This is a genomic window from Alkalibacter rhizosphaerae (assembly GCF_017352215.1).
Lineage (GTDB): Bacteria > Bacillota > Clostridia > Eubacteriales > Alkalibacteraceae > Alkalibacter > Alkalibacter rhizosphaerae.
In genome coordinates this window covers 1,480,201-1,502,123 of record NZ_CP071444.1, presented here as the reverse complement: position 1 = coordinate 1,502,123, position 21,923 = coordinate 1,480,201, and the positions used below count along the sequence as shown (strand labels likewise).

The following is a 21,923-nucleotide window of genomic DNA, read 5'->3' as shown; positions in this document are numbered from 1 at the left end:
AACAGAACCTTCTCTACTAGTACAAATTTTTGCTGCATTCCAGTTAAGGAAAACCCTATCAGTGTAACTGGTCAGGACCCCATCTGTCAAATCGAAGGGACGGTTCTTTTGATTACTTCGATTATGCGTTGACACTGAATGAAAATGGTGATAGACTTAAATTAGACCCGAGTCTAATTTAAGTCCAAATTTTCTGGAGGTGATCTTTTGAAAGTAGCAGAAGACAAATTGTCGATCAACAAGAAAAACCTGAAAGACGCATTGTCCTTTAAAGAGCCTGAAAAGGTTCCCATCGGCATCGAGGTGGCCATGTGGCCCTATGCCTATGCTGGGACCAGCTATGCACAGGTGAAGGAAGACCCAAAGACAGCAGCATCCGAGTACGTAAAGTTTTTGGATGACATATCCATCGATTATATGTGGGGACCTGCCGGTATAACAAAACCCATTGACTCCTTTGGCGAACTGGGATCGGACAGTTTTTTGATTGGTTCCGACGGGAATTCCATCGTTCACGCCCAAACTAATGAAATGCCCATGGAAGAGGGTGAATACGAAGAGTTTATTAAGGACCCTCCAACGTATTGGCGGGAAATTCTGCTCCGAAAACGTTTGCCTGCTTTTCAAGGAAGTTACGAAGAAGCATATCTGGCTTTTGTAAAAGCATTGAACGCCTTTCGCCCTTTTCATGAAACCAACAAGCTCATCGGGGACGCCCTGACAGATCGGGGAATATACCCTTTGACCCATAATGGGCCCCACTACAGTGTTCCTCTCGACACGCTGTTTGACCAGGTCCGAGGAATGAAAAACACCTTGCTTGATTTGCGAAGGAGACCAGAAGTTGTCAAGCGTGCCTGCGACAAGATCTTTGAAATGGACATGGCAAACATGAAGGAAAAACCTTCCGATTACGCCGACAAAGACGATTTGTTCTGCGGAGTCACCGTATACCACAGTGCTTGTTTCTTAAACCCGAACCAGTTCGATGACATGTTCATGCACTATTTGAAAAAGGGTTTCATGAAATTTTTTGAAGCAGGGGTCCACATGTTTTTGAAAGGAGAAGGCAAATTTCTCCACACCTTGAACCGTTATCGGGATCTGCCAAAAGGCGCCATGGTCATCATGCTAGAAGAAGACGATCCCTTCGAATGCCACCAGGAGATCGGAGATTGGGCCACGCTGGCCACAGGCATCACCGCAGATTTACTCAAATACGGCTCCAAACAGCAATGCATCGACTATGTGAAAAAGTGCTTTGACACCTTTGCTCCCGGTGGAGGCTTCATCTTCATGCAGGATCGTCCTCTCATGGGAGCTAAAGATGCAAATTTGGACAACCTGATCGCCGTCTATGAATTTGCCAATGCATATGGAAAGAAATAAGAAGGGAGAGGTTTCAATGAACACCGAAGACTATACGTTGCAAGAACTGTTTGAACGTGCAAAAAACGATCCCCAATGGGAGCAATCCCAAACATTGCGGGAAGAATTGGTGGATGGCCTGGTCTTCCAACTGTTCTTTTCCATTACCTGATCATGCATTATCGATTTAAGATGCTGCAAATTTATAAACTATGAAGGAGGATTTTCTGTGACGAACCCTGCATTTGATGATAAAGAACTTAAAGTAACCCAAGAGATACCCGACATGATGGGTGGAGAGCCCATCCCTGTTTTTGATACCCCGGTGACTGGAAAAGAAGGGGCTTTGGCCACCTACAAAAAAGCACCGATCTGGCAGATCATCCTCGGCGTCGGATCAGAGTTTCAAATGTTCAATCCAAATTTCGTACCAGACAACGTGGCCCGTGCTTTCGTCTTCGACCACAGCTTTGTTCCCGGCATCAGCAACTTGTGCGGAGGCAAAGATATGTTTGGCATCAATTGGCTGTTTGAGAAAGAAGCCGGTGGTTCCATGGTGGTTCCCGGAAATCCAATGTTTACCGACATGAATGACTGGAAAAAGCATGTCGTCTTCCCGGATATTGATTCCTGGGACTGGGAAGGGGAGAAAGAAAAAAATAAAGGCTATTTCGAATCGGACAAGTTGGTGGAAACCTGGATCTTCACAGGCTTTTACGAACGCCTGATTTCTTTCATGGATTTCGAAAACGCCGCAATGGCTCTTATCGACGAGGACCAGGAAGCCGCAGTGAAGGAATTTTTTGACCGACTGTCTGATCTGTACGTCCGACTGATCGACAAATATTTGGATTATTTTCCACAAATCGACGTGTTTTATGTACACGACGACTGGGGCGCCCAAAAGGATACCTTTTTCTCTCCTTCCGCCGCAAAAAACCTGCTTGTTCCATACATGAGAAAGGTCACGGATTTCATCCATAGCAAAGGCCGGTTTGCAGAATTTCACAGTTGCGGCATGAACGAAAAACAGATTCAGAACATCATCGATGCAGGCTGGGATGCTTGGACACCCCAGACCATGAACGACACCCAGAAATTATACAAAGAATTCGGCGATCAAATTGTTCTTGGAGTCATGCCCGATCTGTTCGACATCAATACTACAACCGAAGAAGAACAACGGGAGTACGCAAGGGCCTTTGCCAACCAATTTTGCAAGCCGGAAAAGCCGTCCGCTTTAAGTGTGTACGCCCAGTTCAACGAAGAAATTTTGACGAAAGCCTATCGGGAAGAGCTTTACAAGCAATCAAGGATCAACTACGCGGCCAAATGATCCTGTAATCGAAAAATAAAACAGCAATTCTCTCCTGAATTTTTTCAGGTCGAATTGCTGTTTTACTATTTGTGGAGGAGGGTCGCTTTTACCTGAAATTCTCCAAAGGACAGCTCCATTGTACCGAGGACCCTTAAAGATTCCTCCAGCACCCCTTCGATTCTTTTTTGAGGAATCCCGAACAAATCAAAGAGGTTCCTCAAATAAAAACTCCTCGCTTCGTCAAATGTGTACCGTTCTACCTGATCAAAAAAATAAACGGCCAACTGTTTGTAGAGTGCCACATTGGCGATTCGAATCAAGTCAAATTCCTTCTCCTCAATTTTTCGATCTGTATTTTCCAGACATACCTGATAGACTCGATCGTGTTCCTGGATGATGTCATTAGCATTCAGCTCAGAAGAAAACCGTCGGAATTTTTCATCGTGAAAGTAGATGTACCAGAAGATGGCGATCTCCAGGGAAAATTGCACTAGCGAATCTTCCAGTGCTGCGATCTTTGAAGCATTGAAATGCTGTTCCACCGTTGCATTGAACACCCGAAAACCCAATTCCACCTTGTTTTCGTAATGGTGATAGAAACTTCCTTTATTGGTTTCGGACAGATCGATGATATCCGTAACTTTCGTCTCGATGTATCCATTTTCATAAAACAGCTTCTTCGCTGCTTGATATATTCTTTCCTTTGTTTCCTTTCCCACCTTGTGTTGGGCCATTCATCTCTTCTCCCATTCATAGTTTGACATACCTATACTATATCATTTCTTGAAAAACAGGAAAAGAAAAACGGGAAGAGAATTTTCTCTTCCCGTACGCAACTTCCTCAAATTGACACTGCTTAAAACATTTCCTTGCTCATCTGGTCGATCTGTCGATCGATCTCTTCATATACCCCGGGAAAATGACTCATTGGACCACCGTGGGTGATGCAGGGAATGTAATGTAGCTTGCCGTTGGTTTTACAGGCTTTTTCCACTTCCTGGGCAATGAGCTCCTCTGTCCAACCGGGAAAATCCATTTCTCCACTGTGCAGACCGCCCATAAAGGAGATCTCTTTGCCGTAAGTCTCGATCAGCTGGGGTATTTTGTTCGTTTTCATGGTCCCTTGCCAGATATCGATTCCCACGTCGATCATGTGGGGAACCAGGTTAGCTGCGTAGGAATCACTGTGGTGAACAATGAGTTCAACCCCATTCGCCTTATAAAATCCGTAAATCTTTTTATACCTCGGAACCAAAAATTCTGCAAACATTTCCGGGGACATAAAAGAAGATATCTGACTGCCCCAGTCATCATGGTGGAACAATGCATCAGGACGCAGCTTATCGATGACCATCTCCGCATTTTCCAATTCAAACTCGGTGATCAGGTCCAACAAGGCATGCATGGCTTCTGGTTCTTCATAGTACGACATCAAGGCGTCTTCCATCCCCATCAAGTGATGGGTCATTTCAAAAACTCCAGGTGCATATATGGAAGCAACGAATTCCTGCTCCCGGTCAATGGCATTGGCATGGGCAACGGCTGGAGCCCATTTCTCTTTGGATGTGGGAACTTCAGGTTTTTTGACGTACTTCTCCCACTGGGTGATATCTTTGATCACCTTATGCTGCGCATCATGGACAGGAAATCCCCCAATTTGCCCTTTTGGAAAACTCCAAGTGATGCCCCAGGAATCCTTTGAAAGACCTTCCACAGGCTGCATGGGGATGCCTTCCATGGCAAAGGCCGCTTCCATGATCATATTCAAAAATTCGTACTGTTTCACGAATCGGTCCGGTTTTCCACCTCGAAGGGTTTCGATTAAATTCTCTCTTTTTGTTAGCATGATCGTCCTCCTCAAATATTAGACTCGGGTCTATACTTAGGTCTAATATATGCTTTTTATTGCCAAATGTCAATGAAAAATCAAATGATCAGACGCTTTTTCTTCTTTGTAAATTTAATTGATTTTATTCATTGACAAACCTTATAAACGATGATATGTTTTAATTAGACTCGGGTCTAATTATTAAACTGCACAGGAAATACAAAACAACTCGGCTCAATTCGACAGCAATTATTATGTATTCATAACAGAAAGGATGATTTTTTTGAACAAGAGTGCTTTTCAAATCAAATCGGCAATCATGGCCGGCGCCATGCTGCTGATGACTTCCAACATCATCAACGGACTTTTCGGAACCATCGCCACATGGGAACCCTTCTCGGGGATTGCCCCCAACATTTTGATTATGGTTTTGACTCTGCCCTTCATGATCAACATGGTCTTTTCCGTCTTGGCCGGACCAATCGCAAAAATCATTTCCAAAAAAGTCACCATGCTTGCGGGGATCGTCGTCATATTGGTGGCGGGAATCGTAGCTTTGGTGTTTGGAAAATCCAACTTCAATCTCTTGCTGACTGCAAGCGCCCTGTTTGGTGTGGGACAAGGTCTTTTGTCTACCCTGACCATGGCCCTTCCAGCCGATTATTTTGAGGGACAAGAACGTGCAGCACTGATGGGATTGCAATCCTCTTTTGTCAATTTCGGCGGAATGATCATTGCTTTCATTGGAGCGCTCTTATCCGGTATCGACTGGATCTATGCCTACGCAGTGGCCTTTGTTACGATCCCCATCTTCATTCTTGTTTCGGCAAACCTGCCAAACAAGGAACGGGTAAGGGAAGATTCGCCGGTAGCTGCTGATTCCAACACAACCAAAGCAAAAGGTTCCTTTAGCTCCTTTGTCATCATAGTATTAATCATTGACATCATATATGCAGCCTTCATGTTTACCTTTTCCGCCAACTTCTCCCTATACATGACAACTTATGGACTAGGTACTGTAACAACGGCTGGTCTGGTTCAGACGGTAACTTCCGCATTGGGTGGAGTCGCAGGGATCCTGTACGGAAAAATGTTCAAAGGATTCAAATCTCAACTGGCAACATTTTCTTTTGTGATCACCGCCATCGGCATGATCCAGTTGGTGGTCTTTGGAGGATTGGCCAATGTATTCATTGCAGGAATCTTGAGCGGATTTGGATTGACCTGTGCCATTCCCACCTTCTTCTACAACGTATCAAATAATGTTGCTCCCAGCATGGCTACCATTGCCCTTGGGATCTTGAACGGAGTCGGTGCATTCGCCATCTTCCTGTCTCCAAACATCGTTGGAGCAGTCACCTCTATTTTCATGGCGGAACCCACCATCGAAGCAAAACTCATTGTTTCATCTGTAGTCCTTTTGGCTCTAGCTGTGGTTTCCTTCTTCGTATTCAGCAAAAGCGACAAGAAAGCGGCTGCCTAAATAGGCCTTAAATTACAAATCGAAGGGACGGTTCTTTTGATCACGTGATCAAAAGAACCGTCCCTTCGATAATTCGCTTTCGTCAAAATGCACAAAGATGCGCCGAATTTTTGTCGGTTTGAATATGGTATTTTTTTAACAATCACGTTATACTTTTGTCAATGCATCAAGTGACAGCAAAGAACCCACCCAAATCAAAAGATAAAATTTTAAGAATGGAGTGTTTGTTATGAATTTCCCATCAACTTTTGAACCAATGTATATTGGCAAAATGCTGGTCAAGAACCGACTAGTTGTCCCTGCCATGGATTCTGCCATGTGCGAAGACGACGGCACCATCGAAAAAATGGCATGCGATTATTATGGAGCCCGTGCAAAAGGTGGCTTCGGCATGGTCATTACGGAGATCGCAGCAGTAGACGAGCGCGGCATGGGCATGCCCGGTGAGCCGAGACTTTACTCTGACGATTACATCCCCGGTCTGACCAAACTGGCTAATGCCATTCATCGAGGTGGCGCAAAAGCCATCGTTCAACTTCACCATGCAGGACGAGAAACCTGCGAAGCAATGATCGGACAAACACCAACGGCACCCTCTTCCATCCCCTCTTTGGTTTATCGAGAACCGGTCAATGAGTACACAACCGAACAAGTCTACGAATTGGTCGATTCCTATATCCAATCTGCCGTGCGGTGCAACAAAGCCGGATTTGACGGCATCGAGTTCCATAGCGCCCATGGATACATGGGACTTCAATTCATGAGTCCGCGCACCAATAAGCGCATCGACGAATTTGGAGGCGGCGTTACCGGAAGGTCTTACTTCCACAAACTGATCATTGAAGGGATTCGTAGAGAATGCGGCGAAGATTTTGCCATCATCGTGCGAATCGACTCCATCGAAGGAAGAGCTGGTGGTCTGGAAGAAGAAGAATCCGTGGTCTTTGCCCGCCTCTTGGAATCCTACGGTGCAGACGCTCTCAACGTTTCTGCCGGCACTTATGCATCCTGGGATGTCATCGTCCCCCCATCTGCTTGGCAGCAGGGCTGGAACTGGAGGATCTGTCGTAGGATCAAGGAATCCGTGAATGTTCCCGTCATGCTGGCAGGACGATTTTCCGATCCTTTCATCATCGAGCAATCCATCGAACGTGGGGATACGGACTTTGTATGTCTAGGAAGACAATCCATCGCCGATCCCGAATACCCCAACAAGATGGCTGGCGGCGACGTGGAAGACATCGTTCCCTGTGTCGGCTGTACCCAACGCTGCATGTCTTTCAATGACCACGATACCTTGCAGGAAGGGGACTGGGGCGTATCCTGCATCTTTAACCCCATGAGCAACAACCGAAAAGACGTTCAGTACAGTCCGACAGAAACGCCGAAAAAAGTCATGATCATCGGTGCCGGTGTTGCCGGGATGGAAGCGGCCTGGATCGCTGCCGAAAGAGGACATGATGTCACCCTTTATGAGAAAAATGGAGAAAACCGGGTAGGTGGCCAGTTCCTCGTTGCTGCATATCCTCCTTTTAAACAGGAACTTACCCGACCCATCAAATACTACAAGCACATGTGCGAGAAGAACGGTGTAAAGATGGTATACAACACAGAAGTGAACACCGCTTTCATCAAAGAGCAGCAACCAGATGTACTTGTCGTCGCTACCGGTGCGACTCCTTTCAAGTTGAACATCCCCGGAAATGATGGAGACAACGTCTTTATGGCAAACGACGTTTTGCTTGGTAAGAAGATCCTGGGCAACAGTGCACTAGTCATCGGCGGAGGTCTTGTCGGAGTGGAAACCGCCGAATTCTGCAAGGATTACTGTGGTCGGGTCGCTGTAGTGGAAATGAAAGAGGACATTGCCACCGACCTATACATGACCGTTCGCGATGATCTATTGGGACGATTCAAAAAAGAAGGCATCGAAGTCTACAAAAACACCAAGGTACAAAAGATCGAGGGAAATTCCGTATACGCAGAGCAAGACGGAAAAGAGATCGTCCTGGACGGATTCGACAACATCGTCTTTGCTGTAGGATCCAAAGCAGACAAGCCTTTTGGTGATGTAGAAGGTCTGGCTCCGGAAGTATATGTCATCGGGGATGCCAAAGAAGCCCGCAGCGCATTGGAAGCCATTTACGAAGGTGCACGAGTGGGAATGAAACTATGATTCTGGAAACCTATATCGAGCGAATGAACCAAGGAGATCACCAAGGTGTCTCCGAGCTGTTCACCTCAGATTGCCATTTCAACGATGGTGGTGCTCGCACCATCGGCGTTGACGACCTGGTAGTAGATGGAAGCGAAGCACTAAAAGAGGCCTTCAAATCCGTATTCGAAGCCTACAAAGTAAGATCGGAGATCGTAAAACTCAACGCCAACTCCATGGAATACGACGTATATTTGGGAGATGTCAAGTTGGAGTGTATCGGTTGTGCAACTCTTCAGGATGGTTTGATCAAAGAATATATCGTTAGACCAAGATGACGAAAAAAACACCCTTCATCGAGGGTGTTTTTTCATGTCCATTGACCGTTATTGATTCTTTTCTGTTCACATTGTTGTTTCGCCATTATCAAATCGCATCAATTCCATGCTCAGCAAGATATGAAGCATGGTTGCGTACTCCTGCAGATCCAGGGAGAAAAGTTCCTCCATGCGACTGATCCGATAATTCAGCGTGTTTCTGTGAATGTGCAGATCGACGGAGGTTTCATTTTTTCGGTACATATTCTTGCAGTAGCAAAAGAGCGTATCCAGGTAATCCGTATTGTTTTCCTCGTCGTAGGCACGGATCTTTTCTAAGGTTGGATCCAAAAGGCTCAAAGAATCCTTTCTTTTACTTATATATAGCAACAGTGGATCCGCTTTCAGATCGGAATAATAGGGCACTGTCGTTGTTGTTTCGGTTTTTTCCGATTTCCCGCTTACTTTCCGGAAATGCGTCTCTGCTGCCAATCGCCCCTGAAGATAATGATCCGGCAATTTTTCCACATTTTTGATGGGATAGACTGCGCCGCACAAAATTTGATATTGCTTCAGATATTCTGAGATCTTTTCCCCATCTTCTCTCGGATCCGGTTGATAAACACTGGGAGTCAACAGAACCACCAGGTCGTCGTTGAAAACGGTGGGTATGGCATTGGTATACTTATGCAGAAGGTAATTAATGGCCAGAGAGGCAAACGCATGTTGAGACTTGCTTTGATCCAGCGGTGCCACCAGCAGCAAGGAGTCCGTCAAGTGAAACTTGGAAAGCTGCCCCATCGCTCGAATTTTAGATTGTTTTCCAGTTCTTCGGTCCAAGAGGTATTGCAGAAGATCAGAAAGGACCGTAGGCGTCTGGTTTGTCAAATTGATCTTGATCCGCAACACATCCGACAATGCGGAAGTTACTTCCAATTGCCAAGGTTCGAACTCTTTGTCCTTTAAAAATACGGCCAGATGCCCCAATACTTTGATTTCATCATATACCTCTGCAAAAATCCGCGGACAATCCTCGACCAAACCTTCCTTCCTGTAAAAAGGCTTGTATCTGCGCCCGGGTTCCTTCAAATATGCAGTGTGAAAGGCCGCAATAGTCTCCTCCGGCAACCCCCCGTCTCCAGAAGAGTATCATAGACAAAATCACCGATCTTTTTTGCGGGATAAAGAGAAACCAACTCATATTTGTCATCGGTAAAAACCACAGGGGCATCAAAAAACTTGCTGGCACTTCGAATCAACGGCCGATAGCCCGGTTTGTCCATTTGATCGTGAAACTCTTTGATGATCTGCATCATATCTGGTGACTCTGTTTTCATATTTTTTCCCCTCTGTTTCTTTAAAACTTTCCATAGTGCTGCTTACAAACCATTATCTCATTTTGCCGAAGTGATCACAATACGTGAATTTTTTAAATATATCGTTGACAAATATATCGACACGCGATATATTTGATATATCAGCTGACGTTATATCGGGAGGTGATTTAAATGTCAAATGAATTGCCATTAACAGAGGGTGTTTATTATATCCTTTTGGCCCTCTTCAAACCAAACCACGGTTACGGGATCATCCAAGATGTCCAGGCGTTGACCAAAGACCGTTTGCAACTGGGTGCTGGAACTCTCTACGGTGCACTAAACACCATGATGGAACGGGGTTGGATCGCTCTGTACAGCGAGGAATCCGCATCCCGCAAAAAAAAGGAATACCTGATCACGGACGTGGGGAAAGAAATCGTGGCCTTGGAGATCCAACGATTGAAAGAACTGGTTTCTCACGGAACTAAAATTTTGGAGGAGAATGAAGATGAGAGCATTTAGATTATATTGGGACAAAGACAAGGAAGAAGCATGGCTGAACGAGATGGTGGAGCAGGGTTGGGCCATGAAAAGTTTTTTTCTCGGACAATATACCTTCGAGCGATGCAAACCTGGTGAATACACCTACCGCATCGACCTTTTGGACGGCCTCGTATCAACGAAATCTTCCATGGAATACATACGGTTCCTGGAAGAAACCGGTGTCGAATACGTCAGCGGATGGGCTCGATGGGCATACTTCAGAAAGCCGGTTTCGGAAGGAGCTTTTGAACTCTATACCGATCTGGATTCTCAAATCAACCTGTACAAAAAAATTCGCCTTATGATGGGTGTGGTAGCTGCTTTCGAATTGTATGTGGGTATTTCACAAATGTCCACTCTCAGCCGCCTGGGACTGGGATTCCCGATCTATATACTGCCTGGGCTTTTGATCGGATTGGGGATCATCATCGGCTTTGCCGCATTGAAGGCCCATCTTCGCGTGACGGTTCTTACCAAACAAAAAGACCTTTTTTACTAGAAAACTACTAATCGAAGGGACGGTTCTTTTGATCACGTGATCAAAAGAACCGTCCCTTCGATTTCTTCGACTTCTTTGAGTTGGTCTGCTTCTCTACAACCGATATCTCAATATTTTTGCTCTAAAGTATTCAAGAACTTGTCCAGTTCGCTTTCTTCCATATGGAATCCATGTTTGTCCTCCGGGTAGGCTCCTGTTCTCACATCATTGCCCCAGGCTCCATAGATCTCTGCAGCCCACTTCAGGAAGCGTCCATAGGTTTTGGCATGTGTTGCCGGGTTGGCCATAAGGCCAAACAGGTCCGCATCCACCATCTCGCTGCCATCACAGGCTCCACCAGCAGCAATGCTGATCACCGGCACTCGCAATTTTTTGGCGATGGCGTTGCTGACTTCGATGGGGGTCAGTTCAATGGACATGGCCTTCATTCCCGATTCCTGATATTCGTAAGCCATTCGGAAGATCCTCATGGCATCTTCCGCCGTGTTCCCCAAGTGTTTGTATCCTCCGTGGGTCCCCAAGGTTTGCCATCCGGAAATGGCTCCTACGTGTCCGTACACGATCACATGATTTTTGGCGACAAACTCCAGGGTCTCGTTGTTGATCCCCATGGGCAGGATGGAATCTGCACCTGCCATATGGAATTTGGAGAAGTTGGCCAATGCCGATTCTTTGGATGCAAAAGCTATGGTATCCGTCACGTAATTGATGTGGATGTGGGGAGCAACGCTGCGATTTTCACCGATCCATTCCATGGATCGCTTCAGAGCTTCTTCCGGCCCGATCCTTCCGCCGGATGGCGGTAGACGGCAAATATCCACGCCGGCCATTTCAGCGGCCATGGTGAACATGGGTCCCAGCATGCTCGGGCAGTGCTGCACAATATGGACCCCGTCGTCCTTCAACTGTTGCAAGTAGTGGATCGTTTTTCTTCCCTTCTGTCCCAGGGACATTTTGGGAAAAGGACTGTACATCCTGTTTAATTGTTCTTCATTCATTTTTTTCTCTTCTTTCTTTTTAAAACCGATGATACTGCTTCTATCAAACGAGACCAACTCTTTGCACCCAATTAATACCCTAATGGGTTGGATCAAAACGCTCTGGACCTATATGGAATAGGCTGGAGTAGAAAGACACAGCACCCAATGATTGGACACTGTGTCTTCTTTAGCATGCGCTTTCTCCAGATTCCATCAATCCAGATCAGCATCCTCCAATTCTTCGAACATCTTTTCAGCATCTTCTTTTTTGATTCCCGTTTGGGGGAATCCGCAAATAACTTTTAAAGACATGCCCAGTGCAGGTTTCAACCTTGGATCATCGGGATCCAATTTATTCGGCATATACTTGTTGATGATCGCCAATGCTTCCGGGTTGTTTACGAGTTCCTTTAACTTGGTGTTTTTCGTTAATGACATGAGAGTACCTCCCTTTTTATTTTAAAGCCTTCGCTTTAATTTCTTCATGCGCTATACCAACCACCGTCGACAACAAGACTTGCTCCGTTTATAAATTTTGCCTGATCGGAAGAGAGGAATAAAATTGCATCTGCAACATCCTGTGCCTCTCCCAGCTCTACAGGTCTGACAAGACCGATGCCGTTCAACAAATAAAACTCCATTCCTTCAGAACACATCCCCGATTCCCATTTCTCTTCATATTCCGGGAATATTCGTAGGGTCGTCTCCATGATTTCTGTAGCTATAGCCCCTGGAGCAACGCAATTAAAACGAACTTTGTTGTCTCTATAAGAAAAGGAAAGATTTTTCATGAGCCCTTCCACCCCATGTTTGGATGTTATATAAGCTGACCCTGAAGAAGATCCTACATAACCGCCCAGGGAAGAAACAATGGTCACGCAAGCTCCGTTTCCTTCGTGATTTTTCATAAGGGGCATTGCCGCCTTTGCCATTCGCCATTGTGCCTTTACATTGACATCCATGACCCGATCCCAAATGTCATCCGTCAACATGTCCGGCGGCAACATAAAGTCCATAATGCCTGCTACATGGGCAAGAATGTCCAATGTTCCATACTTTTTTTGTATAAAATCGACTACTCCGTCTATTGTTTTCATGTCGGTAATATCCCCAACGTATGTATCAAGGGTACCTCCTAGATCTTTGGTCTCATCAACGAGGGCTTCAAGGCGATCTTCGAACATGTCGAGGCCTATGACTTGGGCACCTTCGGCTAAAAATGACATGGCCGTTGCCTTTCCCATTCCAGCACCTGCGCCAATGACAAGCACGATCTTATCAATGAATCGATTGAAACTCATAACCATACATCTCCTTTATGAATATGCAACTCTCTCAAAACTTTCTCTCTCAGATGAATACTTTTTCTGTAATGACCGCATCATAGGTTTTTATGGCGACATGATCACCTGGCTTTACTGTGTTTTTCATGCAGAGTATATATCCGATGTTTTTCTCTAACACAAAACTGTACGTGAACTTGGATACACGACCGATCTCTTCTCCATTGAGCATGACCGGTGTTCCTGGTCCGCCAAGATCCATGGCATTGATGCGAACATCATCTTCGTCAAGGGTAAACCCAACCATTTCACGGGTCGGGCCCTTTTCTTTGATTTGAAGAAGGGCTTCTTTACCGACAAACTCTTTATTCCAGTTGATCCCTTCATCCAAGCCAACTTCCAGAGGATTGGTATGCATCAGATTTCTCATATAATAAAATCCGGCTTCAGTAGGCAGGGACCAAGCCATGATCTGAACGTCCGTTACTTCCACCGCATCGAACGCTTCCCCTTCTTTTCTTAATTTTTCTTCAATGATGGCCATGTCCTCCGGCAAAACATATATCTCGTAACCAAACTTCTCTCCGGTGAAACCACCCCGGTTGATTTTCACATCGATTCCATCGATTTTATTGTCTCTGATGGTAAAAAATTTCTGATCGTCCACATTGTTCTCAACAATGGCATTGATGAGATCTTTAGAACGGGGACCTTGCACTGCAAACATCTGGTAATTCTCCGAAATATCTGAATATTTTACAGCAAAAGCCTTTTTAAAGTTGGACAGCCAATCCGTCAATTTGTTGATAAACAGGGTAGAGATCCAGTATTTTTGATCCTCCATCCGAAATACGATCACGTCATCGATAATTTCTGCCTTCTCGTTGAGCATGGTCGTATAGCGGGCGCTACCCACTTTGAGATTTGCGATGGAGTTGGGGAAGATCAAGTCCAAAAACGCAGTGGCCTCTTCTCCCTTGACTTGCAAGAGTTGGTGTGTCCAGAAATACCAACCTACGCTCTTTCGAACAGCCATGTGTTCCCGACGTTTCATTTCATCATTTTTGTATACGTTCTTATTCATCCGCGGTATGCTCCTTTCTAATCCGATCCAATCATCAACAATATTTGTCCGCTTTTTTTGCAATTTTGATGCGCAGCTGATCCTCATCCACGCCTTCTGGTTCTTCCCACAACGACCACTGTGCATTGACAAGGGTTTTTGTCATTCCATACCATGTAGAAATCAGCGCATCGACATATTTTGGGCCTGCAAAAATCAAGTTTGTACGATCGATGACATAAATGACCTCGTCCTTGTTGAAGGCTTCCACCCTATACTCCGAGAGCATGCTTTGCAGGTAAATTTCAATATGGGCTCCCATAAGGCGACCGTCATCCATGTCTTTGGGTGCTCCAAGCCAATTGCGCAACCCCTCTTTGGCATAGAATTCTCCAAACGCAGATTTGCCGGCAGCTTCACATACACACTTGATGACATGATCGACAAATTTTTCTTCCATCAAACCCTCTTCGATCAAATCATCTATGGTGGGCAACATGTAACTTGCTGCATTGGATTGATACGACAAGGGATATGCACCAGATGCGTCATTTTCCATACAAGTACCGCTGACATAGGTATAACCGCAGTCTTCTCTAAAAAACATGGGTTCCTTCTCACACTCTTCTTCCGGTGTCGTTTTTATCTGATCTGCTGTTGCGATGGGGCCATAGCATTCCCATGACTCATGAGGAGGCATCGGAAATTTTTCACGGCTTTCTGCAACAACGCGACAGTGCAGATCCCCGCAGCATTTTGCTTCCACCATGTGATAATCAAGTGTGGGGCCATCCTCCAACCAGGTTGCCAGTCCATCGGCACTCCCTAACAGCGATCCTATGGTGGCACGGCCTAGTTCTGAGCCTACGATATCCCAATAGCAGACGTCCAACTCCTTTTCGACCCGGTATGTGCCAAAATCATTTACACGACCGCACATGAGCAAACATTCATCCCCATAGTCTCCCACCAGGCCTCCTGCGAAGTTGCCCTTGAAAAAAGGGTGGACGTTAAGGTCTTCTTTCATCATTTCACCATATGGCGTCAAGAATGGGTCTTTTACACGTTTGTATGCGTTCTTGCACATGGCCTTTGATCGCTCCACATAATCCGGAACAAGGATCCGCAAGACCTGCATGACAGCGGCACTGATCACCCCATTGTAACGGTTCACATAATGGAGTGCATCATGATACGATATCAGTTTTCCCCACGGAGACTGGAGTGCAGCATATTCCGGCATAACGCCTTTACCGATTTCACCAGGAAGTCGTTGATCGATTTTTTTACTCATGGTTCTTCTCCTTTGCCTTTTGATTTTTCCTACAAATTGATTCTATCAATGTCTTCATTATTATGAAATCCTGTAAAGAATAGGATCTTTCTCAAGCAAGTTCAACAGTTTTCCCCTTTACCAAAGCAGTTTTTGTCATTTGATATTTTTTGTATTGGACAAAATGCAGGAATATTACGATTGAATTTGAACAAATATACAACATTTGATCCGTTCCGACCTTCTGTCATGGAAAAGCGCTGTCACTATGGGAAGTGAAAATGATATAATAGTAAGATAGTACAAGAATTATTTGTTGAGATTTTTGTCGAAGCATCCTTTTGATTTTATTTGCCATTGATGGAGGCCAGTTATGAAACTTAATCTGGATATAATCTGTGACTATCTACCAAACTCAATAAGCATACAGCGTTTCGGCCCGTTAAAAGAAGATCTCGTATTGGATTTTCCCATGCTCTACGAGACCGGCTGTGATGTGGATGACAACCATCTATATATCGCTCGTTCAGAAACACTCCCAAAAAATCCACCCTCGGAAAAGATGGCTCTTGTCTGTCTGGGCAAGGGACTGCCCCAAGGATGGGTGGACAAGAACTGTCAGATCCTCCTAATATCCAATGGACTCAGCCTCTTTTATGTGATCAACGAGATCAACAAAATATACGAACGCTTCAGCAATTGGGACAATCAACTCCGAGATGCCTTGGAAGATGATGACCATTTCGACATGAAAAAAATTTTGAAAATAGGAACGACGATCTTGGAAAATCCCATTGTAGTCGTCAACGAACGCATGTTGAACATCTTTTACACCAATACGATGGAGGGTGAAAACAATTCCCTTATCGATAGCGAAATGATCAAGGATGCGTGCAGGCTCGAACGGGTCATCAAAGAACCCTATCTTTCTGCTGTTACGGTAGACGGAAAACAATGCTACTGCAACAACTTGTTTCCATTCGGTCAGTTTGCGGGCTGCATCTCTGTTTCGGAACAAAATAGACCCTTTAAAAAAAGCGACTTCCCTTTGGCAAATCATTTCTTTGTGTATTTTCAAAAGGGGTTCGCAAAATACATTCAGAAAAAGCCTTTTGTCGAATCACCGGGAACAACGGCGTTGAAAAATCTGCTGAAAGGAATACCTCTAAGCCTTGAAGAAAGTAAGGAACTGGAAAGAAAAGAAGGGGAATGCTTCGTATGCTTCAAGCTGAAAAACTTGCGGACAACAAACTATCTGCCCATCGAGTACATGTGCACCTCCCTCAACATGCTGTTTCTTGGAAGGATTTTTGCTCTCATCGATGAAAAAGAGATCTTCGGCATCATAAAGTCATATGATGCCGGCTCAAAGGAGACGGAAGATCTGTTGAATTCGTTGGAAGAATATTTGGAAAGAATGAATTATGTCGCCGGATTAAGCAATGATTTTACCGACATCGATCAAACGGTCATTTACAAAAAGCAAGCCAATTATGCCCTGGATGTCGGTAGGCAGAGCAGCGATCAAAAATATATTTATCGATTCAATGATCATGTTCTTTCATATGTTCTCACGCGCTACGATGGAACGTATCCCGCAGAATACCTGTATCCAAGGGAATTGCTCGCATTAAAGGATCACACGGAGAGCAATGTCGATCTTATGGAAACCCTGGATTCCTATTTGAGAAATGAAATGAACATAAGCCGCACGTCGGAAGAAATGTTCTTGCACCGCAGCAGCTTGACCTATCGATTGAACAAAATAAAAAAAATATTGAATATGGACTTGGATGACCCGGATGTGAGACTCTATCTGAGAGTATGTCTCCATTTGATGAAGCTGGAACAATAACGCTTTGGAAGACTATAGTCAAAATGTAGGAAAAACGATGTGCAAAGTAGTCGATCTTGCGCATCGTTTTGTTTGTTCACAAGTTGGCCTCTACCTGGCCAAGCGAAATAATATCCCTTGCCGTGATTGAAAATCGTGAATGATGGTAAAAAATAGGCATGATAGTTAAGGAGGTTGGCCAAGTTGGCTCCGATCAAAGCAAATTCGAAGCGCCTGTGGATCATGGTCTCCATTTTACTCATTGCTGTGATCATCTTGTTGATCTCCTTTAATCAGTGCGGCAAAAATTCCCTAGTCGACTCGGAAGAAATGGCTGGGCAGCAGGATTTCCGCGGAGAGATCCAAGATATCGATACTCTGGATCCGGGCAGCTATGCACAAGACCGTTTGCCCGACACGGAATGTTCCCAAGGTGCAGAACTCTATATTGCCAACGGTCCAGGTAGACCCCAGGAAGGCGTGGCCGAGGCCCGTTTGATCCCCTCATCCACTCAATCATCCAACATCACCAAAGCAACGTTCATCAAGCCCATATCTCTGATCAAACCCATACAACCCATACAGCCTATTCCCATCGATCCTCCATCTTCCATAATACAGGTTCTTAATCCGGAGTCCGGAAGTACGCTCACCGTCGGCACCAACTTCGAACTTCGCTGGACCATCGATTCCGGACGGGAGATTACAGTTGACATTCTTTTCAGCAGTGACGGAGGTTCCACCTACCAAGAGATCGCCATAGGCATTGCCAATGAGAACTCCTATCAACTGAAGGTCCCCTTTAGTCCCTCCAAAAACTGTGTTTTTCGCGTCAATGCCTGGGTGGGTACTGCCTTGCTGGGTTACAACCATTCTCCCATCTTTCAAGTGGTGCTTCCGACCCTTCCGACGCCTCCGAAGCCACCAGCACCCATACCCCAAGATCCGGAGCCTCTTCCGGAAAAACCGCCGATCACTCCTATTGAACCACAAGTAGAACCGGAACCAGAACCGGAGCTGGCGAAAGTGTATCCCCCTTCCTCCTACACCGAAGACAACAATATTTTTATCCATGAAGACGAAGACGCCACCCGCTGGTTTACCTTGCAGCACAATATAACCAAGGCCAGTCGGGTGATTTGGCAAATATCCCGCGTTCCCTTTCCTTGCGGAAGTGATGCAAACTGGAGTGAAACACCAGGGCTTTTGGCTTGGGGATCTCTGGACGGCAACGTGACAGAATTTCCAATCGATTTCAACGCCATCATGAACCGTTTTAAGATGGAAGAAAACGGTCAGGAACTGATCAACCAGGGTGCGGCATTTGAGACGATTAGGGATTTGGTCCTTCTGGAACAGGTCCAACGAGAATTGTATGTGCGAGCCATTGTGCTGGATGAACAGGATCAAATGGTCGGAGCGACTCGGTCTGAATTTCAGGTCATATACGGAAAACCCATTTTTGAGCAGGCTGCTTTTGGGGCAAGCAATCTGACGCCTGCACTGCTGGGACCGAAACTATCCATAAAAACGACGCCGGGATTTGAAGCAGGCGCCTATAAAGAAATTCCGGACCAAGGGTTTTTCATCTACGCTGCGGGAGAACGGGATTGGAGCTTCTTGCTTGAAGAGATCCCCATCGAATCCGTAGAGATCGATTTGCAGGTCTCCACCGTCCCTTATAAGCAGCAAAGCATTACTGATTTCCAGAATCCAGCGGGATTGGTTTACCGATCAAATGCCTCCGGACTTTCTTATACGACCAAAACACGGTATTATCCGGTTTCTTTTACGGAGTTTGCTCCGCCTAAAGCAGAACTGGGCACGGACACCATCACCTACTATATGCGGGCCGTCTGCTATGTGCCTGGAGAAGGAGCCGGTACGGTAATGCCCCTGGTCTCAAAAACCCATCTGATCCACTATACCGGAGACAAGGACCGCTACCTGTTGAGCCTGTTTGCCTTTGAAAATCAACCAACGGAAGAAGTGACCGTCAAATCCTACGTCCCTATAACGGAATTCTGGCGCTATTATCCTGCCCGGTGGCCGTTGGAAAATCATGAGGAATACTTCGAAGTGACCCGACCCATCCAGGCGGAAGAGATCGGTTTCTACATTAAAAATCATGTGACCGGGGATTTTCTGTTTCCTTACCCTGTTCACATGAACCTGTATCCGAATACTACCCGAGAAGAATATCAGACCATCGTAGACCGGATGCTGCCACCCGGGGCTTGGTTCCGCTTGACCATTACTCAAAGCGACTGGGATGCGATGTGGAGTGAATTTTTCACCCTCTTGGATCAGATCTATGCCAGCATCCAGCAAAACTATAATGGGTTGAAGAATTCCATGGCAAATTTGATCGCGGACCGTTTCGCCTTTTTAGGCAGCACTGTCCAAGGCTATATCCGAACTGCCGTCCGTTCCCTCATCGATTACGGTCTGGTTTCGGTGGGATTGCCGCCCAGCTTGCCGAATTTTGCGGAATTGGCAGATGCGGGTCTGGATTACAGCGTAACCGTGACATTGCAGGAAGCCGCTCGCTCCATGGGCATCCCTCCGGAAGAGATACCCAATCAGGTTCGCAATGAAATAATCGATGAAACGAAAGCCCAGTTGAAGAAAGTCGCAACGGTGGATCATGTCAATCCCCTGGACGTGGATTATTTGAAACCGGCCCAGGAAGCCATGTATCGACCGGCCTGGGTGGATGTGAACATCCGAAATCCCCACGATGAGTGGAGTCCTTCCGGCACCTTGACCATCTCCTACTACCCGGTGGGAAAACCCCACTTCAAGATCTATCGCTATGTCAGTTTGCCCATACCATCCCTGGCGCCGAATGGATCCACCTTCATTCGAGTGCATCTAAAACCAGACAACACGGACCTGCCCGTTTGGAAAGATTACTATTGGGGGGAATCCGGCGAATGCGTATTGAATATCACAGCTACCTATCACGTTCCGGATGTGGCAACAGCAGCCAAAGATCAGGGAGTCACAGGGACGAGCAACCTGAACCCTGATGCCTACGTGTATGATGTGGATCCGGTTTTTGCTTTCAGCAGGGTCAACAAGCCGGCTGATCCTCTTAGTGATTAAGGATATGAATCCACGAAGAAAAGAGACCCCAAATGATCATAAGATCACGTAGAGTCTCTTGGGCAGCCAAAACATAGCTTTGTTATTTAGTTTTTCAGATTTCGTTAAGCTATATCGCTGAAAAGATCTTGATATTGCAGCTGGTGCTCCAAGACCATTTTTTCCATATCTTCCGGTACTGGTGCCCCTTGGTATGCCTTTCGACTATGTTCATATACCGCATCACGAAAAATCGGCCACAAAGATGTGTCATGATTTGGGATTTGAGCTTTGCCGGAATCCGAGCAAAACAGAATTCTCTTGTCCGCGTATTTGTCGACAAAATCCTTTGCGATCTTATGAATTTCTTCTACTGAGGAACCCTTGGGCAAGATCGGATTCCCTACTGCGAAGGTGAGATGTTCATCCTTATATTTTTCGATCAGCATGTCCACATCATTGATTGCAGGCTGTGGAAACCAAAAATCGCTTCCTGTTGCAACCATGGCGGGTACAAGCATTTCTGCTTTCCCACAGCAGTGATGTTCAAAGATAATGCCCATACTATGGCAATGGTCTACGATTTTTTTCATTGGCGCAACAAAGAACTTCATCGCCGTATCCAAGGAAAAGAATGGACCAGTATGTGTCCCCCAGTCGTCATGTAGCATCACGCAGTCGATTCTAACGACTTCCGCTACACGTGAGATATAGTCACAATACATGTCAGACAATTTGTCCAAGAAGGCTTTCACTGCCTCCTCCTGATCCTCATCCATCAGTGCAATGGCAGCGTTGGAAGCATCCATCATGGCCATCATGCGTTCCCATAGTCCTAGTTGAATACCCAATTGATTGGCCCTGTCACTTCCCAGATACTCTTTGTTCATCTCTTTCATGGTCTCATAATCGATCATATCGATGTCAGGCCATTGTACGATTGTTTCCCAATCGTTCATATCTTCCACCAACGGATTCCCTGGACGAACCGTGGCTCCGCAGGAAACGGTCTCCCATTCCTGAGGTAGTTCCAACCACCCTTTAGTCACTTTGGGGAATGTGGAATAATCAATGTGGGGACCACCATCCAGACACTGATGATGCGCCACATTATCTTGTCCTTGACGAGGGCGGAACTCCTGTATGTCGCAGAAAAACCACCCAATATTAGGTATCCAATACGGTGTTTCCCCACGAAAGAACATCTTGAAGTTTTCACGAACAGGTATAGGCCGATAGTATCGATCGGTATCGGGACAGACATATTTTCCCTCTGCAGTTCGCAATCGAACATCTTCCATTCCTTTGAATCCAGGGTATTTGCCGATTACTGTCCACTCTTTGGCTTCACTATACGTTTCTCTTTTCATTTTTTCCTCCTCCTTAATAAAAAACTCAAACAACATCACAATCAAACATGCTTGTTTAGATCTTCAATCTTATTCCCCCTTGTCCTTTCAATTCCCATGAACCTTTTGCAATGCAACAATTATATTTTTCGATTTGCCATCTGTTTTTTAACTTATTGACATTCTCTAATATTTCAACTTTGAAATGAGGTGATAAATTATAT

Annotated in this window: 20 protein-coding genes; 10 read left to right on the top strand and 10 right to left on the bottom strand. The window is 45.6% G+C overall.

Features of this window, described 5'->3' with window-relative positions:
• Positions 1–207 precede the first annotated feature (207 nt).
• Genes J0B03_RS07530 through J0B03_RS07525 form a run of 3 tightly spaced genes read left to right on the top strand, consistent with a single transcriptional unit; the run spans position 208 to position 2,704 of the window.
• Positions 208–1,389, top strand: a complete 1,182-nt coding sequence (locus tag J0B03_RS07530) for a uroporphyrinogen decarboxylase family protein (RefSeq protein WP_246798095.1) — start codon at positions 208–210, stop codon at positions 1,387–1,389.
• Positions 1,390–1,405: 16 nt separating this feature from the next.
• The gene (locus tag J0B03_RS12340) at positions 1,406–1,540 is read left to right on the top strand and encodes a hypothetical protein (protein ID WP_256436410.1); all 135 of its coding nucleotides are present in this window, start codon (positions 1,406–1,408) and stop codon (positions 1,538–1,540) included.
• 57 nt (positions 1,541–1,597) lie between these two features.
• Positions 1,598–2,704 carry a uroporphyrinogen decarboxylase/cobalamine-independent methonine synthase family protein gene (locus J0B03_RS07525; protein WP_246798094.1) on the top strand — a complete coding sequence of 369 codons (1,107 nt, stop codon included), beginning with the start codon at positions 1,598–1,600 and terminating at the stop codon, positions 2,702–2,704.
• A gap of 65 nt (positions 2,705–2,769) precedes the next feature.
• On the opposite strand, the gene J0B03_RS07520 is transcribed toward J0B03_RS07525, so the two are convergent.
• Positions 2,770–3,420 carry a TetR/AcrR family transcriptional regulator gene (locus J0B03_RS07520; protein ID WP_207299025.1) on the bottom strand — a complete coding sequence of 217 codons (651 nt, stop codon included), beginning with the start codon at positions 3,418–3,420 and terminating at the stop codon, positions 2,770–2,772.
• A 122-nt stretch (positions 3,421–3,542) separates the two neighbouring features.
• Positions 3,543–4,532, bottom strand: coding sequence for a uroporphyrinogen decarboxylase family protein (locus J0B03_RS07515; RefSeq protein WP_207299024.1), 990 nt, complete (start codon positions 4,530–4,532; stop codon positions 3,543–3,545).
• Positions 4,533–4,797: 265 nt separating this feature from the next.
• Between J0B03_RS07515 and J0B03_RS07510 the strand changes: the two genes are divergently transcribed.
• From J0B03_RS07510 to J0B03_RS07500, 3 genes are all read left to right on the top strand, one after another.
• Entirely contained in the window at positions 4,798–5,997 is a 1,200-nt protein-coding gene (locus J0B03_RS07510; protein WP_207299023.1) for an MFS transporter, read from the top strand.
• A 229-nt stretch (positions 5,998–6,226) separates the two neighbouring features.
• Entirely contained in the window at positions 6,227–8,173 is a 1,947-nt protein-coding gene (locus tag J0B03_RS07505) for an NAD(P)/FAD-dependent oxidoreductase (protein ID WP_207299022.1), read from the top strand.
• A complete protein-coding gene (locus J0B03_RS07500; RefSeq protein ID WP_207299021.1) occupies positions 8,170–8,490 on the top strand; it encodes a nuclear transport factor 2-like protein in 321 nt (106 codons plus the stop codon). The genes J0B03_RS07505 and J0B03_RS07500 overlap by 4 nt, the downstream gene beginning before the upstream one ends.
• A 66-nt stretch (positions 8,491–8,556) precedes the next feature.
• Here J0B03_RS07500 and J0B03_RS07495 read toward each other — a convergent pair whose 3' ends face one another.
• The gene (locus tag J0B03_RS07495) at positions 8,557–9,597 is read right to left on the bottom strand and encodes a PucR family transcriptional regulator (protein WP_207299020.1); all 1,041 of its coding nucleotides are present in this window, start codon (positions 9,595–9,597) and stop codon (positions 8,557–8,559) included.
• On the bottom strand, positions 9,555–9,806 hold the full coding sequence (locus J0B03_RS07490; RefSeq protein WP_207299019.1) for a hypothetical protein: 252 nt from the start codon (positions 9,804–9,806) through the stop codon (positions 9,555–9,557). Before J0B03_RS07490 ends, J0B03_RS07495 begins: the two co-directional genes overlap by 43 nt.
• A gap of 171 nt (positions 9,807–9,977) precedes the next feature.
• Between J0B03_RS07490 and J0B03_RS07485 the strand changes: the two genes are divergently transcribed.
• Both J0B03_RS07485 and J0B03_RS07480 read left to right on the top strand, forming a co-directional pair.
• Positions 9,978–10,310 (top strand): PadR family transcriptional regulator, encoded by a 333-nt coding sequence (locus J0B03_RS07485; protein WP_207299018.1) that lies wholly within the window; start codon positions 9,978–9,980, stop codon positions 10,308–10,310.
• Positions 10,297–10,830, top strand: a complete 534-nt coding sequence (locus J0B03_RS07480) for a DUF2812 domain-containing protein (protein WP_207299017.1) — start codon at positions 10,297–10,299, stop codon at positions 10,828–10,830. Before J0B03_RS07485 ends, J0B03_RS07480 begins: the two co-directional genes overlap by 14 nt.
• Positions 10,831–10,937: 107 nt before the next feature.
• Here J0B03_RS07480 and J0B03_RS07475 read toward each other — a convergent pair whose 3' ends face one another.
• From J0B03_RS07475 to J0B03_RS07455, 5 genes are all read right to left on the bottom strand, one after another.
• The gene (locus tag J0B03_RS07475) at positions 10,938–11,828 is read right to left on the bottom strand and encodes a 3-methyl-2-oxobutanoate hydroxymethyltransferase (protein ID WP_207299016.1); all 891 of its coding nucleotides are present in this window, start codon (positions 11,826–11,828) and stop codon (positions 10,938–10,940) included.
• Between the two features lie 195 nt (positions 11,829–12,023).
• Positions 12,024–12,248 (bottom strand): hypothetical protein, encoded by a 225-nt coding sequence (locus J0B03_RS07470; RefSeq protein WP_207299015.1) that lies wholly within the window; start codon positions 12,246–12,248, stop codon positions 12,024–12,026.
• Positions 12,249–12,292: 44 nt separating this feature from the next.
• Positions 12,293–13,111 (bottom strand): SDR family NAD(P)-dependent oxidoreductase, encoded by an 819-nt coding sequence (locus tag J0B03_RS07465; RefSeq protein WP_207299014.1) that lies wholly within the window; start codon positions 13,109–13,111, stop codon positions 12,293–12,295.
• Positions 13,112–13,160: 49 nt separating this feature from the next.
• Positions 13,161–14,177, bottom strand: coding sequence for an aminomethyl transferase family protein (locus tag J0B03_RS07460; protein WP_207299013.1), 1,017 nt, complete (start codon positions 14,175–14,177; stop codon positions 13,161–13,163).
• Between the two features lie 34 nt (positions 14,178–14,211).
• Complete coding sequence (locus tag J0B03_RS07455) at positions 14,212–15,450, bottom strand: hypothetical protein (protein ID WP_207299012.1); 1,239 nt, start codon at positions 15,448–15,450, stop codon at positions 14,212–14,214.
• Positions 15,451–15,802: 352 nt separating this feature from the next.
• Here J0B03_RS07455 and J0B03_RS07450 point away from each other — a divergent pair, with 352 nt between their 5' ends.
• On the top strand, positions 15,803–17,284 hold the full coding sequence (locus tag J0B03_RS07450) for a PucR family transcriptional regulator (RefSeq protein ID WP_207299011.1): 1,482 nt from the start codon (positions 15,803–15,805) through the stop codon (positions 17,282–17,284).
• A 183-nt stretch (positions 17,285–17,467) separates the two neighbouring features.
• On the top strand, positions 17,468–20,371 hold the full coding sequence (locus J0B03_RS07445) for a GPI anchored serine-threonine rich family protein (RefSeq protein ID WP_207299010.1): 2,904 nt from the start codon (positions 17,468–17,470) through the stop codon (positions 20,369–20,371).
• Between the two features lie 104 nt (positions 20,372–20,475).
• Here the strand turns inward: J0B03_RS07445 and J0B03_RS07440 are convergent, their stop codons facing one another.
• Positions 20,476–21,720 carry a uroporphyrinogen decarboxylase family protein gene (locus J0B03_RS07440; protein ID WP_207299009.1) on the bottom strand — a complete coding sequence of 415 codons (1,245 nt, stop codon included), beginning with the start codon at positions 21,718–21,720 and terminating at the stop codon, positions 20,476–20,478.
• Between the last annotated feature and the right edge of the window lie 203 nt (positions 21,721–21,923).